Genomic DNA, 18384 nt, shown 5'->3' on the forward strand with positions numbered 1-18384 from the left:
GTGGTGGTAGTATAATTCTATCAACACAATATCTAGTAGTTTTTGTTTTAAATCAACTAGATATTGACTGAATATTATATACAATACGATTCATTTTTATATAAAACCCGGAGGCGGAACATGAAAAGATATGTAGTTAAAAAGGATGGCTCACTTGAACCATTTGATGTGCAAAAAGTTGTAGAAGCTGTTGGAAAATCTGCTACACGCGTACTTGTAAAATTTACTCCTGAGCAGGAAAAGTTTATCTGTCAATTCGTTGAAGAAAGAGTGGAGGAACTTGGCCTTGAGAAAATTGAAATTGCGCAAATGCATAACATTGTTGAGGGTGCTTTGGAACGTGTTAACCCTATGGTTGCGAAATCTTACCGCGATTACCGCAATTACAAGCAGGATTTTGTCCAGATGCTGGATGATGTTTATAAGAAGTCTCAAAACATCATGTATATCGGTGACAAGGAGAATTCAAATACTGATTCTGCGCTTGTATCCACAAAACGTTCTTTGATTTTCAATGAGCTTAATAGAGAGCTTTACAAGAAATTCTTCCTTACAACTGAGGAAGTGCAGGCTATTCGTGATGGCTATATCTACATCCACGATATGAACGCCAGAAGAGACACAATGAACTGTTGTCTTTTCGATGTAAAGTCAGTTCTTGAGGGCGGTTTTGAAATGGGTAACATTTTCTACAACGAGCCAAAGAGCTTGGATGTAGCATTTGATGTTATCGGTGACATCGTTCTTTCTGCTGCAAGCCAGCAGTACGGTGGTTTCACTATTCCTCAGGCTGATCAGATTCTTGAGAAATATGCTCAGAAATCATTTGATAAATACATGGAAAAATACATTGCCCTTGGCATTGGTGAGGAAAAGGCTCACGAAGTATCAATGGCAGAAGTAGAAAGAGAAATGGAGCAGGGCTTCCAGGGATGGGAGTACAAGTTCAACACAGTTGCATCTAGCCGTGGTGACTATCCATTTATCACTGTTACAATTGGTCTTGGTACATCAGTATTTGCAAAGATGGCATCAAAGGCATGCTTAAAGGTTCGCTCAATCGGCCAGGGAAAGCCAGGCTTCAAGAAGCCAGTTCTTTTCCCTAAGATTGTATTCCTTTACGATGAAAATCTTCACGGCCCTGGTAAAGAGCTTGAGGATGTTTTCGAAGCAGGTATCGATTGCTCACGCAAGACAATGTATCCTGATTGGCTTTCTCTTACAGGTGAGGGTTACATTGCCAGCATGTACAAGAAATATGGCAAGGTCATTTCACCTATGGGATGTCGTGCATTCCTTTCACCTTGGTATGAAAAGGGCGGCATGAAGCCAGCTGATGAAAATGATGAGCCAGTATTTATTGGCCGTTTCAATATCGGTGCAGTTTCACTCCACTTGCCAATGATTCTTGCAAAGTCACGTCAGGAATCAAAGGATTTCTACGAAGTGCTTGATTACTATCTTGAAATGATTAGAAAGCTTCACATTCGTACATATGCATACCTTGGAGAAATGCGTGCTAGCACAAATCCACTTGCATACTGCGAGGGCGGTTTCTACGGTGGACACCTTGGTTTCCACGACAAGATTAAGCCACTTCTTAAGGCCGCAACTGCGTCATTTGGTATTACTGCATTTAACGAGCTTCAGGAGCTTTACAATGGCAAATCTCTTGTAGAAGACGGAGATTTCGCTATCGAGGTTCTTAAGCATATCAATGAAAAAGTAAATCAGTTCAAGGAGGAGGATGGCAATCTTTATGCTATCTATGGCACACCAGCTGAGAACCTCTGCGGACTTCAGGTAAAGCAGTTTAGAAATAAATACGGAATCGTTGAAAATGTATCTGACAGAGAGTACGTTTCAAACTCATTCCACTGCCACGTTACAGAAGACATCACACCAATTGAAAAGCAGGATTTGGAAGGCAGATTCTGGGAGCTTTCAAACGGTGGAAAGATTCAGTACGTTCGTTACCCAATCAATTACAACCGCGACGCTGTAAAGACACTTGTTCGTCGCGCTATGGCAAAGGGCTTCTACGAAGGAGTTAACCTTTCCCTTTCATACTGTGATGATTGCGGACACGAGGAATTAGAGATGGATGTTTGCCCAGTTTGCGGCAGCAAGAATCTTACAAAAATCGACCGTATGAATGGATACTTGTCATATTCACGTGTAAAGGGAGATACACGTTTGAATGAGGCAAAGATGGCAGAGATTGCTGATCGTAAATCAATGTAAAGGACTTGAAGAATATGAATTACCATAACATTACAAAGGATGACATGCTCAACGGTGACGGCCTTCGTGCTGTACTTTGGGTGGCTGGCTGTGATCATCATTGTAAGGAGTGTCAGAACCCGGTTACTTGGGATCCTGATGGAGGACTTAAATTTGATCAGGCTGCAAAGGATGAATTATACGAGGTCTTATCTCGCGACTATATATCAGGCATAACATTTAGTGGCGGAGATCCACTTTATCCTGGCAATCGTCAGGAAGTGACGGAGCTTGCCCGGGAAATTAGGGAGAGATTTCCCGGCAAGACCGTCTGGCTTTACACAGGCTTCACTTATGAAGAAATAAAATCTCTGGAAATTATGGAATATTTGGATGTTCTGGTTGACGGAGAATTTGAAATTGATAAGATAGATTTGCAGGCAAAATGGAGAGGAAGTATCAATCAGCGTGTTATTGATGTTCCACAGACTAGAAAGCTTGGACAAATCGTTTTGCATGTAGATTAACAAATGGAGAATAAAAATGAATATTAATATTTTGCGTATGACTGATTCTGCAAAGCTTCCTGAGCGTGGCTCAGTATCAGCAGCTGGTTATGATTTATTTGCTGATGTTGCAGAGGATGTTACTATTGCGCCACACGAGACCAAGATGATTGGAACAGGTCTTGCGATGGAGATTCCTGAAGGGTATTTTGGAGGCATTTTTGCTCGTTCCGGATTATCTGCAAAGGAAGGTCTTCGACCAGCAAACTGTGTTGGCGTGGTAGATTCTGATTACAGGGGAGAAATAAAGGTTGCCCTTCACAACGATGGAGAGCAGGCTAGAGTTATTACACCAGCTGAAAAGATTGCTCAGCTTGTGGTTGTACCATTTTTATCTGTTGACTTTAATGAGGTTTCAAATTTATCTGATACCGCTAGAGGAGAAGGCGGATTTGGTTCCACTGGAAAACATTAGTATTTATTACGTTGGCGCCTGGTTTTGTACCAGACGCCTTTCAGCGTTTTTATAAATTATATCGAAAGAGAGTATGATTTTATGGCAAACAAAGTTACTTATGATGCCAGCAGTATATCTGTTTTAGAAGGTCTTGAGGCTGTTAGAAAAAGACCCGGCATGTATATTGGTTCAACATCACGAAAGGGCTTGAACCATCTTATATATGAGATAGTGGACAACTCAGTAGATGAGCATTTGGCCGGCGAGTGCGACACTATCCATGTTACTCTTGAAAAGGACGGCAGCTGTACAGTAGAGGATAACGGTCGTGGTATTCCAGTTGGAATGCATGCAAAGGGTGTGCCTGCTGCACGTCTTGTTTTCTCTACACTTCACGCAGGTGGTAAGTTTGATGACAGTGTCTATAAAACATCTGGCGGTCTTCACGGTGTAGGTTCTTCAGTTGTAAATGCTCTTAGTACATACATGACTGTAGATATTTCTCGTGAGGGTTACGTTCACCACGATAGATACGAAAGAGGCGTACCTACAGAAAAACTTGTTGATGGTCTTCTTCCAAAGATTGCCAAGACAACAAAGCACGGTACAAAAATCAACTTCCTTCCTGATCCAGAAATCTTTGAAAAGACTTATTTCAAGGAGGAAGATATAAAGTCGCGTCTTCACGAGACTGCATATCTTAATCCAGGTCTTACAATCAATTATGCAGATTTACGTGGTGAGGAGCCAGAGTATCTCACTTTCCATGAGCCAGATGGAATCAAAGGCTTTGTAAAGGAGATTAATAAAACTGCAGAAGCTCTTCACGATGTTATCTATTTCAGCGGTAGTGCTGATGGAATCGAGCTAGAGGTTGCATTCCAGTATTGTAACGAATTCAAGGAGAATATCCTTGGTTTCTGTAACAATATCTACAACTCTGAGGGTGGTACACATATCACAGGTTTCAAGACAGTTCTTACAACTGTTATTAATAACTATGCCCGTGAGCTTGGTATTTTAAAGGACAAGGATGCTAATTTCACTGGTGCTGATGTTCGTAACGGAATTACAGCTATTGTTTCTATCAAGCATCCAGATCCTCGCTTCGAAGGACAGACAAAGACAAAGCTTGATAATCCAGATGCTTCAAAGGCTACTCAGAAGATTTGTCAGGATGAGTTTGTTCTCTATTTCGATAGAAACTTAGATACATTAAAGGCAATTATTTCTTGTGCAGAGAAATCTGCAAAGATTCGTAAATCCGAAGAAAAGGCAAAGACAAACCTTCTTACAAAGCAGAAGTTTTCTTTCGACCAAAATGGTAAGCTTGCAAACTGCGAATCAAGAGATGCAAGCAAGTGTGAAATCTTTATCGTAGAGGGAGATTCCGCTGGTGGTTCTGCAAAGATGGCTCGAAATCGTATGTATCAGGCTATCATGCCTATCCGAGGAAAGATTCTTAATGTTGAAAAGGCATCGATGGATAAGGTTCTTGCAAATGCTGAAATTAAGACACTTATCAATGCTTTCGGATGTGGTTTTTCAGAGGGATATGGTAACGACTTCGATATTTCAAAGCTTCGCTATGACAAAATCGTAATCATGGCCGATGCCGACGTTGATGGTGCCCACATCTGTACATTGCTTCTGACATTCTTCTACAGATTTATGCCAGAGCTCATCAAGGAAGGTCACGTATACATCGCTATGCCTCCTCTTTACAAGGCTATTCCTACAAAGGGCGAGGAAGAATACCTTTACGATGATGTTGCCCTAGATAAATATCGTAAAAAGATGAATGGAAAGACATTCACTCTTCAGCGATACAAAGGTCTTGGTGAGATGGACAAGGATCAGCTTTGGGAAACTACACTTGATCCTGAGCGTCGTAAGCTTAAGCTTGTTGAAATTGAGGATGCTCTTATGGCTTCCGAGGTAACAGAGCTTCTTATGGGTAGCGACGTTGCTCCTAGAAAAGACTTTATTTACAAACACGCAAAGGAGGCAGAGATAGATGCCTAGTGAGATTATAAGAACCGAATATTCTGAGATTATGCAGAAATCCTTTATAGACTATTCTATGTCGGTTATCCTTGCACGTGCAGTTCCAGATGTTAGAGATGGTCTTAAGCCTGTACAGCGTCGTACCCTGTACGATATGTACGAGTTAAAGGTTGATTATAATAAACCATATAAAAAGAGTGCCCGTATCGTAGGTGATACCATGGGTAAATATCACCCACATGGTGATAGCTCAATCTACGAAGCACTTGTTGTTATGACACAGGATTTCAAGAAGAGCCTTCCACTTGTTGATGGCCATGGTAACTTTGGTTCCATTGAAGGTGATGGTGCCGCTGCTATGCGTTACACTGAGGCTCGTCTTGCTAAGGTTGCCCAGGAGGTTTATCTTGGGGACCTTGATAAAAACGTAGTAGATTTCGTACCAAACTATGATGAGACAGAAAAGGAGCCAGAGGTTCTTCCTGTTCGTGTTCCTAACATCCTTATCAATGGTTCCGATGGTATTGCCGTTGGTATGGTTACATCAATTCCTCAGCACAACCTTGGTGAGGTTATTGATGGCGTTATTGCATACATGAAGGATCCAGATATTAACACAGCTCAGATGCTTAAAATCATTCCAGGTCCTGATTTCCCAACAGGTGGAATTATCACAAACAAGGATGATTTGCTTGAGATTTACTCAACAGGTGTTGGTAAAATCAAAATCCGTGGTAAGGCAGAAATCGAAAAGATTAAAGGTGGTAAGGAACAAATCGTAATTACGGAGATTCCTTATCCTATGATTGGTGCCAATATCGGAAAGTTCCTTAATGATATATATTCACTTGTTGAGTCTAAAAAGACCAACGATATTACAGATATTTCAAACCAGTCTTCAAAGGATGGTATGCGAATTATTGTTGAGCTTCGCAAGGGTGCTGATGCACAGAATGTCCTTAACCTCCTCTACAAGAAGACTCGTCTTGAGGATACATTTGGTGTAAACATGCTTGCTGTTGCTGATGGAAAGCCAGAGACTCTCGGTATCGTTCCAATCATCAGACATCATGTTAACTTCCAGTATGAGCTTTGCACTAGAAAGTACACTCATTTACTTGGCAAAGAGCGCGAGAAAAAGGAAATCCAGGAAGGTTTGATTAAGGCTTGTGATGTTATCGACCTTATCATCGAAATTCTTCGTGGTTCAAAGGATGTAAAGCAGGCTAAGGCTTGTCTTGTTGAAGGTATCACTGAAGGTATCAAGTTCAAGTCTGAGCAGTCGAAAAAGGATGCAGCTTTACTCAAGTTTACTGAGCGTCAGGCTCAGGCTATCCTTGATATGCGTCTCCACAGATTAATCGGTTTGGAAATCGAAGCATTGCGTGGTGATTATGCTGAGACAATGCAGAAGATTGCTGATTATACAAAGATTCTTGAGAGCCGTGCTGAGATGGCAAAGGTTATCATCAAGGATTTACAGGCTATCAAGAAAGAGTATGCTAGAGAGCGCCGCACTGTTATTGATAACGTAGAAGAGGCTGTTGTAGAAGAAAAGCCAATCGAGGAAATTGATGTGGCAGTTCTTATCGACAGATTTGCATATGCTCGTGTAGTAGATATGCCTACATTCGAGCGTAATAAAGAAGCAGCAGAGACTGAATCTAAAAAGATTATTTTCTGTAAAAATATAGATAAGATTTGTCTCTTTACAGATGACGGAGATATGCATGCGATTAAGGTTCTTAGCCTTCCATTTGGTAAGTTCCGTGATAAGGGACTGCCAATCGACACTGCAGAAAAGGGATCAAAGATTGATCTTACAAAGCAGAATCTTATCTTTGCAGATTCAATGGCTAACATTATCCAATCACGACTTTTATTCGGTACTAAGCAATCTATGATTAAGGTTGTTGAGGGTGCAGAATTTGACGTTACTAGAAAGCAAATTGCTGCAACCAAACTTGCTGATGACGATAAGGTTATATGTGTTGGCAAGCTTAATCCTGGTAGCTCTGTTGTAATGCAGTCTGCAAAGGATATGTTCCTTCGAATTGAAGGGGACACAATTCCTGAAAAGAAAAAGACAGCAGTTGGTGTCCGTGGAATGAAACTTGGCAAAGGCGACGAGCTTATTAATATTTACATTCTTGGCGAAGGCGAAAATGTAGATGTTAAGGTTAAAGACAAAACTGTTTCAATCGGACGACTTCACATCGCAAGCAGAGACACAAAGGGCGTTAAGAAATGATAAAAAATGTTTATTTTGATTTAGATGGCACACTTGTTGATTCAGCTCCTGGTATTATTGAGGGGCTGAAGGTTGCCCTTACAAAATATGGATATGACATTCCAGATTTTGTTACACTTCGTAAATGCGTAGGGCCACCATTTACATATTCTTTTCCAAAGCTTTTGCATATTAAGGATGAGGATTTTGATGGTGCTGTTGCCGCTTACAGACAGTATTATGACAAGGAAAATGGTATGTTTAATGCCAAGGTATACGCTGGAATAGAAGAGCTTCTTGCTGCATTAAACAAAAGAGGTTATTGCTTGTTTGTCTGCACTTCAAAGCCAGAACCAACTGCTAGAAAGCTATTGGCAAAGCTTGGTATAGACCATTATTTCACTGATATTTGTGGAGCTACATTGGATGCTTCCATAGATACAAAAGCAGAAGTAATAGACTTATGTTTTTCACGTGCACCATGGCACAAAAAGGAAGAAACAGTACTTGTTGGTGATACTAAGTTCGATGCAGAAGGTGCTGCACAAAGAGGAATCGATTGCATTGGTGTTTCCTGGGGCTTTGGTTCAAAGTGGGATTTGGAAGATGCTGGAGCTGTCACTATTTTAGACTATCCAAATGAGGTGCTTGAATACATTGAAGCAAATTAGACAGAATAGAATCATTCAAATTATATATCCATTGCTTGTTTATTTCTTTGTATATCAGCTGGGAGTTTCGTTGCTTCTTGATATCATAGGAGATAAATACGGCAAGCTTTCATGTCTGCTTATAGCAGGCATTGTTTGCATTGTGCCAATGTATATTATTTATTCAAATGTTCCAAAGCTTATTCCGGAGCCTGTTAAAAACAAAAAGCAAGTCTTCGTATATGCGATATGGGTTGTGGCAACGGTAGCTGTGGCAGTTTTACTAAACGTAGCTCTGACCCATAGTGGTTTGGTTGAATCGTCGGCAGGCTTTGCCAGAGCCAACAGCATACTTACTGATGGCGATTTAGTAATGAAGGTGTTATGCAACTGTTTAGTAATTCCGATATTGGAGGAATTATTAATGCGAGGGATTCTAACAGGCCAGCTATGCTTATGGTATGGCCCGGTTCCAGCGGTAGTGATTTCCTCAATTTGTTTTGGAATTCTACACAATAATATAGTACAATTCATATATGCAGTATTGATGGGAGCAGCCCTTGGATTTATGTATATTAAAAATAAACGTTTATCCATGTGCATTATTGCTCACTGTTTAATAAATCTTACTGCTATATTATTTGGTTAAATACTGATTATTATCACTTAATCAATACTAAGGAGGAGACTATGGCTCACACACAAGAAGAAATTAAGGACTCAAAGGCAGGCTTGATTGCCAATATTATCGGAGCGATTGCTTACCTGGCTGTTGGTATTTGTTTGCTCACACTTAATGTAGAGTTTATTTCAAAAGTGGTATATTCATTCTCTATTTTAGGTTTTGGTATTTTATTTATTTGTTTTGGAATGTACTACATGATTAAATATTTCTTTAATCATGAATTTACTAGAATCACTAGCTATGGTTTTACAATGGGTGTCATCCTTGTTGTAATAGGTGCAGTTTTTATCGTAAATGCGGATATTGTATCAGCATTTATTGATGCTCTTGTTTGCCTTATAGGTGTGGTTTTTGGTGCTATCATGCTTCAGCAGTCATTTGCATTGTTCCACATTCAAAGAGGCTCTTGGTTCTTAAGCTTGATTCTCGGGGCAGCTACAATTGCCGCAAGCATTTACCTGCTTTTAACACCTATCAAGATTTTTGATGGAAATGTTTATGCATCCGCTTACTTAGTAGTGGTAGGAGCATTTTCTCTATTTTCATTGTTACTTATGGTGATTGGCCTTAGGGATCATAAAAAGGATTCTAATAGAAACTTTAATCGCAACATGGAGGATTCTCCAATTTCAGGCAAAAACAAAGTAGATGAATCTATTTTTGAGGAAGAGCCTGTAGTTGAGTTTGCAGAAGAAACAAAGTCGCAGCCTGAGGCTGGCTCAGATGCTTTATTTGAGGAATAGTATGTTGTATGGCTAACATCTTTGATTATCTTGACTGGAGAGGGGATGTCCCTTTCAATATAGATCCGTTTAATGAGGTGGATGCACTGGCTCTTTGCGAGCTGGTGTATGCACCTTTTGATGGTTTAGTGCCTGGTCCTGGCCTAAAAGAAAAAATCTCAATAGAAGATCTCAACAAAATATTTTTTGAAAAATTCACAGAAGAAGGTTTGATGGCAAGAACAGCTATGACTAAGCTTGCTCCCTTTATTATGCCTAAAATGGCTAATTCTAAAAGATTTGGTGGAATGAAGCTTGCAGGTTTTGTTAATGATGTTGATGCTAGGAAACAGACTCAGTTTGCTGTTTGCAGTTTTTATTTGCCTGATGGCACTATTTTTGTTGCTTTTAGAGGAACTGACGATACACTTGTTGGGTGGAAAGAAGATTTTAACATGTGCTTTTCTGAAGGCACTGGCGGTCAGCTTCAGGCGGCAGATTATCTCAATACCAATTTTGCTAGGACAATGAAAAAGCTTCGAATTGGTGGCCACTCAAAGGGTGGTAATTTTGCTGTTTATGGAAGCACATTCTGCAGGGGCCATATACAGGATAGTATCTTAGAAGTGTATAATTTTGATGGACCTGGATTTATTCCGGAAGTCCTCAAAAAGCCTGCTTATAAAGCTATGATTAATAGAGTTCATAAGTATATTCCGGAAGAATCTATTATTGGAATGCTTATGTATACAGAGGCAAAGATGCAGGTTATTGTCAGTGATGCAAAGGGGATTAACCAACATGACCCATTGAGCTGGCAGATAAAACGCAATAGATTTGAGCAGGTAGATGCAGTTGCTTCGTCTTCAGTTTTAATTGATGAAGTCATCAAGAAATGGGCTGTTCAGTTTGATTATGAGACCAGGGCGGCATTTGGTGATGTTTTCTTTTCATCCCTTATTAGCTCATCAGGGGCTACAAGGCTTTCACAGATTACATCTAGTAAAGTCAGGTCTATTGCGTCGCTAACAAAAGAGATACAAACTCTTGATCCGAAGAATCAGGCTTTGATTTTGGATGTATTTGGCAAACTTGTGGCTGCAGGTGGCGATAGTCTTAAGCATTCTCTGCTTTCTAAGCTACCTAAAAGTTTAATAATGAGAAAAAACGAGAAATAAAGAGAAAATAAGAGCTTTCTATAGGATTCTTTCGAAAACTACTAACCTTAATTGCTTGCAACTGATTCGAGAGAATCCTATTATACTCTTTGTGGTTAGCACTCGACTGAATGGAGTGCTAATAAATGATTTTGATACTTAAATTAGGAGGTAATATAAAATGAAATTAGTTCCATTAACAGATCGCGTTGTATTAAAGCAGTGCGAAGCAGAAGAGACTACAAAGTCTGGTATTATTCTTGCATCTGCAGCACAGGAGAAGCCACAGGAAGCTATGGTTATAGCTGTTGGCCCTGGCGGAATTGTTGACGGTAAGGAAATCACAATGCAGGTTAAGGAAGGCCAGAAGGTTATATATTCAAAGTACGCTGGTACAGAAGTTAAGCTTGAAGGCGAGGAGTACATTATCGTTCGTCAGAATGATATTCTTGCAGTTGTAGAATAATATTTAGGAAAAGAGGTAGATTATTATGGCAAAAGAAATTAAGTATGGCGCTGAAGCAAGACAGGCTCTTGAGGCAGGCGTAGATAAATTAGCAAATACAGTTAGAGTTACTATTGGACCTAAGGGACGTAACGTTGTTCTTGCAAAGTCTTACGGTGCTCCACTTATCACTAACGATGGTGTTACAATCGCAAAGGATGTTGAGCTTGAGGATGCATTCGAAAACATGGGTGCTCAGCTCGTAAAGGAAGTTGCTACAAAGACAAACGATGTAGCAGGTGATGGTACTACAACAGCTACAGTTTTAGCACAGGCTATGGTAAAGGAAGGTATGAAGAATCTTGCTGCTGGTGCAAACCCAATCGTTCTCAGAAAGGGTATGAAGAAGGCTACAGATTGTGCTGTTAAGGCTATTCTTGAAATGTCTAAGGCTGTAGATGGCAAGGAGCAGATCGCTCGTGTTGCAGCAATTTCAGCTGGTGATGATGAAGTAGGTCAGATGGTAGCTGACGCTATGGAAAAGGTTTCTAACGATGGTGTTATCACAATCGAGGAATCAAAGACAATGCAGACAGAGCTTGACCTTGTAGAAGGTATGCAGTTTGACAGAGGTTACATTTCAGCTTACATGTGCACAGACATGGACAAGATGGAAGCAAACCTTGATGATCCATATATTCTTATTACAGACAAAAAGATTTCTAACATTCAGGAACTCCTTCCACTTCTTGAGCAGGTTGTTCAGTCAGGTGCTAGACTTCTTATCATTGCTGAGGATATCGAGGGCGAGGCTCTTACAACACTTATCCTTAACAAGCTTCGTGGAACATTCAACGTTGTTGCTGTTAAGGCTCCAGGATATGGTGACAGACGTAAGGAAATGCTTCAGGATATCGCAATCCTTACAGGTGGCCAGGTAATTTCTGAGGAAGTTGGTCTTGAGCTTAAGGATGCAACTCTTGAGCAGCTTGGTCGTGCTAAGTCTGTAAAGGTTAACAAGGAGAACACAGTTATCGTTGATGGTCTTGGTGATAAGGCTGCAATCGAGGCTCGTGTATCTCAGATTCGTGGACAGATTGATGAGACAACATCAGAGTTCGATAAAGAAAAGCTTCAGGAAAGACTTGCTAAGCTTGCAGGTGGTGTTGCAGTTATCCGTGTAGGTGCTGCTACAGAAACAGAAATGAAGGAAGCTAAGCTTCGTATGGAAGATGCTCTTAATGCAACACGTGCAGCTGTAGAAGAAGGTATCATCCAGGGTGGTGGATCTGCTTACATCCACGTTCAGAAGGAAGTTGCAGCTCTTGCTGATACACTTTCTGGTGATGAGAAGACAGGTGCAAACGTTATCGTTAAGGCTCTTGAAGCTCCATTATTCTACATTGCTGCAAATGCAGGTCTTGAAGGATCTGTTATTATCAACAAGGTACGTGAGTCAGAAGTTGGTATTGGTTTCGATGCTTACAACGAAGAGTATGTAAACATGGTTAAGGCTGGTATCCTTGATCCTGTTAAGGTTACAAGAACAGCTCTCTTGAATGCTGCTTCTGTTGCTGCAACACTTCTTACAACAGAGTCTGTTGTTGCAGATATTAAAGATCCTACTGCTGATGCTGCAGCTGCCGCTGCTGCCGCAGGTGGAATGGGTGGCATGTACTAAAATTATGCTTTAGTTGTTTCTTTTCACCGCTGATTATGTTAGAATAATCAGCGGTGTTTTGTTTAACACAGAGTATTTTTTGAGGTGATTTATGAGCAAAGTTGCAATTCTTACAGATAGCAATAGTGGCATTACACAGGCACAGGCCAAGGACTATGGAGTTTTTGTTATACCTATGCCTTTTTATATTGATGGTGAGTTATATTACGAGGATATCGATTTAACTCAGGAACAGTTCTATGAGAAGCTTACACAGGGCGGAGAGATTACTACTTCGATGCCTATCACAGGAAATCTTATGGATACATGGGATAAGCTTCTTAAAGAGTATGATGAAATAGTTTATATTCCTATGTCTAGCGGTTTATCTTCATCTTGCGCTACAGCAAAGATGCTGGCAGAGGATTACGATGGCAAGGTTGTAGTTGTAGATAACCAGCGTATCTCAGTTACACAGAAGCTTTCAGCGTTGGAAGCTAAAAAGCTTGCCGATATGGGGAAGAGTGCACAGGAAATCTGTGATGCTCTTATGGAAATCAAGTCTTTATCTACCATCTACATCACAGTAGATACACTAGAATACCTTAAAAAGGGCGGAAGACTTACTCCAGCAGTTGCTGCAATCGGTTCACTGTTAAAGATTAAGCCTGTACTTTCAATCTACGGAGAGAAGCTTGATAAGTATTCAATGGCTCGTACAGTTAAGGCTGCAAAGCAGACAATGATTGAAGCATTAAAAAAGGATATGCAAAATGTCCTTCATACAGACAATCTTGATGATGTTGTGATTTCTATAGCTCACACACAGAATCAGGAAGCCGCAGAAAAATTTAAAGAAGAATTAGAAGCTGAATTCCCAGGCAAAGAAATCTGGATAGATCCGTTATCACTTTCAGTTTCATGTCACATTGGACCAGGCGCACTTGCTTGTACAGTGACTAAGAAATTGATTGATATAAATTAATTTAATTGTAATTTAGGAGGATTGTTATGGTTAAAGCAGTTGTAGGTGCCAATTGGGGCGATGAAGGCAAAGGAAAGATTACAGACATGATGGCAGCGAACGCTGATATCATTGTTCGTTTTCAGGGTGGTGCAAACGCAGGACACACTATCGTAAACAACTATGGTAAGTTCGCGCTTCACACATTACCTTCAGGTGTATTCTATAATCACACCACTAGCATCATTGGAAATGGCGTCGCATTGAATATTCCTATCCTTATCAAAGAGATTAACTCTATTGTAGAGAAAGGAGTACCAGCACCTCGCATTCTTGTGTCTGATAGAGCACAGATTGTTATGCCATATCACATCCTTTTTGATCAATACGAGGAAGAACGTCTTGGAAAGGCTTCTTTCGGTTCAACAAAGAGCGGTATTGCTCCTTTCTACTCAGATAAATACGCAAAAATCGGTTATCAGGTTCAGGAGCTTTTTGATGATGAGCTCTTAAAAGAAAAGGTTGTTCGTACATGTGATCAGAAGAATGTTCTTCTTGAGCATTTATATCACAAGCCACTCCTTAATCCAGAGGAGCTCCTTGAGACATTACATGAATACCGCGATATGATTGCTCCTTATGTTTGCGATACTTCAGCATTCCTTTGGAACGCACTTAAAGAGAATAAAACTATCCTTCTTGAAGGCCAGCTTGGTACTTTGAAGGATCCAGACCATGGTATTTACCCAATGGTTACATCTTCATCAACACTTGCTCCATACGGTTGCATCGGTGCTGGTATCCCAGCTCAGGAGTTAAAGCAGGTTGTTACAGTATGTAAGGCTTATTCATCAGCTGTTGGTGCAGGTGCATTTGTTTCTGAAATCTTCGGTGATGAAGCTGATGAGCTTAGACGTCGCGGTGGCGATGGCGGTGAGTTCGGTGCTACTACAGGTCGTCCACGTCGTATGGGATGGTTCGACTGTGTTGCTTCAAAGTACGGCTGTAGAATGCAGGGTACAACAGATGTAGCATTTACAGTTGTTGATGTACTTGGATATCTTGATGAAATCCCTGTATGTGTTGGCTATGAAATCGATGGTGAGGTTACTACAGATTTCCCAGTTACTAGCAAGCTTGAAAAGGCTAAGCCAGTACTTAAGACACTTCCAGGATGGAAGACAGATATTCGTGGAATTAAGAAATACGAAGATCTCCCAGAGAACTGCAGAAACTACATTGAGTTCATTGAGAAGGAAATTGGCTTCCCAATCACAATGGTTTCAAATGGTCCTGGAAGAGACGATATCATCTACAGATAATTATTTCGAAGCTGGAGCTTATGGCTCCGGCTTCTTTGTTTGTTAATACTTTTTTGTTATACTAAATAAAGAATATTTTCTTGGAGGAAATGATGAAGAAGTTTATTTCAAAGAATTATAAAGGCATATTTCTTGTACTGGCCATTGTTTTGCTTATTGTGGTTTTGATTATTACTTTTAATTCAAAAAACCCAGCAAAAATGATACAAAATCTTGATGGCTCAGATGAACAGGCAGAAGTATTGGATGAAGCCAGCGAAATAGAAGATGAAGGCGATAATGTTATATTGCTTGATAATGAAGAAGTTTATAGCTTTCAAATGACTGATAGTAATAATATTCTATTGACTTTTGAAAGAGATGGAGACGATTGGGTTTACACAGATGACCCTAGCATCGATATAAACGAAGATAGAATAGAAAAGCTGTTGAATTATATTACAGATGTTAGATTTGTAGACATCATTGCTAATGAGGATGAAGACGGAAATGGCGATGAATACGGCCTGAATCAGGATTCACCTGTGTACATTATTAAGGATGCAAACGGCTATTCAACATTTATTTCGTTAGGTAAAATTGATGAAGAAACAGGACAGATTTATTTTGCATTGAATTATGATTTTTCTACTGTTTATGTAAATAGTGGAAAATTAGGAGGCGTTAATAAATATGCAATCGAAGATTTAATACAGTAACAGTTTAAAAAAGCCTATTTATACATAGTTTACATATTTTTATAGCTGTGTTATTATATATCGGTACGAAATTTACTGTAACTCAGGTTTTGGACACTCCGACCTTTTCCTTAGTTACGGCATATTAAAAGTTTTTAGGAGGTAGTTAAAATGATTACAAAAGAGAAGAAGCAGGCAATTATCAATGAGTATGCTAGAACAGCTGGTGACACAGGTTCTCCAGAGGTTCAGATCGCTGTTCTTACAGCTCGTATTTCTGAGCTCACAGAGCACCTTAAGGCTAACCCAGGTGACCATCATTCACGTCGTGGTATGATGAAGATGGTTGGTAAGAGAAGAAACCTTCTTGCATACCTTAAGAATACTGACATTGAGAGATATCGTTCAATCATTGAGCGTCTTGGCTTAAGAAAGTAATCTATAAGAGCGGAGTATTGCTTACTCCGCTCATTTTCTTATTTATTTTTCGATTTCAAGCAAGATCCGAAGCCACTGAATTAGGAGAGTATAACTCTTCGTTTTCAGTAGTTTCGGGTTGATGCTTAAATAATAAAATATTTGAAGGAGAAAACCATGAAGACATTTACAATGGATTTGGCTGGTAGAACACTTCGTGTTGATATCGGCAGAGTTGCTGCACAGGCTAATGGAGCAGCATTTATTCAGTATGGTGAGACTACAGTTCTTTCAACTGCAACTGCATCAGACAAGCCTAGGGATGGTATCGATTTCTTCCCACTCTCTGTTGAGTTTGAAGAAAAGACATACGCTGTTGGTAAAATCCCTGGTGGTTTCAATAAGAGAGAGGGTAAGGCATCTGAGAACTCAGTTCTTACATCTCGTGTTATCGATAGACCTATGCGTCCACTTTTCCCAAAGGACTATCGTAATGACGTAACACTTAACAACATGGTTATGGCAGTAGATCCACAGTGCCGTCCTGAGCTTGTTGCTATGCTCGGTGCAGCTATTGCTACATGTATTTCAGATATCCCATTTGATGGCCCTTGCGCTATGACACAGATGGGTATGATCGATGGAGAGTTTATCGTAAACCCTTCACAGGAGCAGTGGGATAAGGGTGACCTTAAGCTTACAGTTGCTTCTACAAGAGAAAAGGTTATCATGATTGAAGCTGGCGCAAACATCATCCCTGAGGACAAGATGATTGAAGCTATCTACAAGTGTCATGATGTTAACCAGACAGTTATCGCATTCATCGATGAGATGGTTAAGGAATGCGGTAAGCCAAAGCATGAGTACACATCATGCGCAATTCCTGAGGAGCTCTTCGCAAAGATGAAGGAAATCGTTACTCCTGAGGAGATGGAAGGTGCTGTATTCACAGACGAGAAGCAGGTTCGTGAGGAGAATATCCGTCAGATCACTGAGCGTCTTGAAGAAGCATTTGCTGATAACGAAGAATGGCTTGCTGTTCTTGGTGAGGCAATTTACCAGTACGAGAAAAAGACAGTACGTAAGATGATTCTTAAGGATCACAAGCGTCCAGATGGTCGTGAGATCACACAGATTCGTCCACTTGCTGCAGAAGTAGATATTATTCCACGTGTTCATGGTTCATCTATGTTCACTCGTGGACAAACACAGATTTGCGATGTTGTAACTCTTGCTCCTCTTTCAGAGGCTCAGAAGATCGACGGTCTTGATGCTTTCGTTACTGAGAAGAGATACATGCATCACTATAACTTCCCTGCATACTCAGTAGGTGAGACAAAGCCTTCTAGAGGACCAGGACGTAGAGAAATTGGACACGGTGCACTTGCAGAGAGAGCACTTCTTCCAGTACTTCCTACACCAGAAGAATTCCCATATGCAATTCGTGCTGTATCTGAGACATTCGAGTCAAACGGTTCTACATCAATGGCTTCAACATGTGCTTCATGTATGTCACTTATGGCAGCTGGTGTACCTATCAAGGCTATGGTTGCAGGTATTTCTTGTGGTCTTGTTACAGGCGATACAGATGACGATTTCGTTCTTCTTACAGATATCCAGGGTCTTGAAGATTTCTTCGGCGATATGGACTTCAAGGTTACAGGTACAAAAGAAGGTATCACAGCTATCCAGATGGATATCAAGATTCACGGTCTTACACGTCCAATCGTTGAGGGTGCTATCGCTCGTTGCCGTGAGGCTAGATTCTTCATCATGGACAACTGCATGAGCAAGGCAATCGCTGAGCCACGTAAGGAAGTTGGCGAGTATGCTCCAAAGATTATCCAGCTTTCAATTGATCCAGAAAAGATCGGTGATGTTGTTGGTCAGCGTGGTAAGACAATCAACGAAATCATTGCTAGATGTGATGTTAAGATTGATATTACAGATGACGGAAACGTTTCAATCTGTGGTACAGATGCTGCAAAGATGGATGAGGCTAAGAGAATGATTGAAATCATTACAACTGATTTTGAGCAGGGTCAGATCCTCACAGGTAAAGTTGTAAGCATCAAGGAATTCGGTGCATTTATCGAGTTCGCTCCAGGCAAGGAAGGAATGGTTCACATTTCTAAGATTGCTAAGGAAAGAATTGACAGAGTAGAAGATGTTCTTACTCTTGGTGATACTGTTAAGGTTGTATGCCTTGGCAAGGACAAGATGGGACGCATCAGCTTCTCTATTAAGGATGTTCAGTAAAAT

The 18384-nt window shown here is 40.4% G+C and carries 16 protein-coding genes; all 16 read left to right on the forward strand.

Features of this window, described 5'->3' with window-relative positions:
• Positions 1-120: 120 nt before the first annotated feature.
• The 16 genes from nrdD to T375_RS02195 all read left to right on the forward strand — a co-directional run bounded on the left by nrdD (position 121) and on the right by T375_RS02195 (position 18381).
• Positions 121-2244, forward strand: coding sequence for an anaerobic ribonucleoside-triphosphate reductase (gene nrdD / locus T375_RS02120; protein ID WP_044934310.1), 2124 nt, complete (start codon positions 121-123; stop codon positions 2242-2244).
• Between the two features lie 14 nt (positions 2245-2258).
• Positions 2259-2750, forward strand: coding sequence for an anaerobic ribonucleoside-triphosphate reductase activating protein (gene nrdG / locus T375_RS02125; RefSeq protein WP_044934312.1), 492 nt, complete (start codon positions 2259-2261; stop codon positions 2748-2750).
• Positions 2751-2766: 16 nt separating this feature from the next.
• Positions 2767-3204: a dUTP diphosphatase gene (gene dut / locus T375_RS02130; protein ID WP_044934314.1), complete on the forward strand. Its 438-nt coding sequence runs from the start codon at positions 2767-2769 to the stop codon at positions 3202-3204.
• Positions 3205-3285: 81 nt separating this feature from the next.
• The gene (locus tag T375_RS02135) at positions 3286-5211 is read left to right on the forward strand and encodes a DNA gyrase/topoisomerase IV subunit B (RefSeq protein ID WP_044934316.1); all 1926 of its coding nucleotides are present in this window, start codon (positions 3286-3288) and stop codon (positions 5209-5211) included.
• Positions 5204-7444, forward strand: a complete 2241-nt coding sequence (locus T375_RS02140) for a DNA gyrase/topoisomerase IV subunit A (RefSeq protein ID WP_044934317.1) — start codon at positions 5204-5206, stop codon at positions 7442-7444. The genes T375_RS02135 and T375_RS02140 overlap by 8 nt, the downstream gene beginning before the upstream one ends.
• Entirely contained in the window at positions 7441-8094 is a 654-nt protein-coding gene (locus T375_RS02145) for an HAD hydrolase-like protein (RefSeq protein WP_033154055.1), read from the forward strand. The genes T375_RS02140 and T375_RS02145 overlap by 4 nt, the downstream gene beginning before the upstream one ends.
• Positions 8081-8722: a CPBP family intramembrane glutamic endopeptidase gene (locus T375_RS02150; protein ID WP_044934319.1), complete on the forward strand. Its 642-nt coding sequence runs from the start codon at positions 8081-8083 to the stop codon at positions 8720-8722. Before T375_RS02145 ends, T375_RS02150 begins: the two co-directional genes overlap by 14 nt.
• A 41-nt stretch (positions 8723-8763) precedes the next feature.
• Positions 8764-9501, forward strand: coding sequence for a DUF308 domain-containing protein (locus T375_RS02155; protein ID WP_044934321.1), 738 nt, complete (start codon positions 8764-8766; stop codon positions 9499-9501).
• An 8-nt stretch (positions 9502-9509) separates the two neighbouring features.
• On the forward strand, positions 9510-10658 hold the full coding sequence (locus tag T375_RS02160) for an Mbeg1-like protein (protein ID WP_049960245.1): 1149 nt from the start codon (positions 9510-9512) through the stop codon (positions 10656-10658).
• Positions 10659-10818: 160 nt separating this feature from the next.
• On the forward strand, positions 10819-11103 hold the full coding sequence (locus tag T375_RS02165; protein ID WP_033154058.1) for a co-chaperone GroES: 285 nt from the start codon (positions 10819-10821) through the stop codon (positions 11101-11103).
• 25 nt (positions 11104-11128) lie between these two features.
• The gene (gene groL / locus T375_RS02170) at positions 11129-12763 is read left to right on the forward strand and encodes a chaperonin GroEL (RefSeq protein ID WP_044934323.1); all 1635 of its coding nucleotides are present in this window, start codon (positions 11129-11131) and stop codon (positions 12761-12763) included.
• A gap of 91 nt (positions 12764-12854) precedes the next feature.
• Entirely contained in the window at positions 12855-13727 is an 873-nt protein-coding gene (locus T375_RS02175; RefSeq protein ID WP_044934325.1) for a DegV family protein, read from the forward strand.
• Between the two features lie 26 nt (positions 13728-13753).
• Complete coding sequence (locus tag T375_RS02180) at positions 13754-15028, forward strand: adenylosuccinate synthase (protein WP_044934328.1); 1275 nt, start codon at positions 13754-13756, stop codon at positions 15026-15028.
• 92 nt (positions 15029-15120) lie between these two features.
• Positions 15121-15726 carry a DUF4340 domain-containing protein gene (locus T375_RS02185; protein ID WP_044934329.1) on the forward strand — a complete coding sequence of 202 codons (606 nt, stop codon included), beginning with the start codon at positions 15121-15123 and terminating at the stop codon, positions 15724-15726.
• 150 nt (positions 15727-15876) lie between these two features.
• Entirely contained in the window at positions 15877-16143 is a 267-nt protein-coding gene (rpsO, locus tag T375_RS02190) for a 30S ribosomal protein S15 (RefSeq protein ID WP_028247035.1), read from the forward strand.
• A gap of 156 nt (positions 16144-16299) precedes the next feature.
• Entirely contained in the window at positions 16300-18381 is a 2082-nt protein-coding gene (locus T375_RS02195) for a polyribonucleotide nucleotidyltransferase (RefSeq protein WP_044934332.1), read from the forward strand.
• The last annotated feature ends 3 nt before the right edge of the window (positions 18382-18384 follow it).

The sequence above is a fragment of the Pseudobutyrivibrio sp. LB2011 genome, from assembly GCF_000701765.1.
GTDB lineage: Bacteria > Bacillota > Clostridia > Lachnospirales > Lachnospiraceae > Pseudobutyrivibrio > Pseudobutyrivibrio ruminis.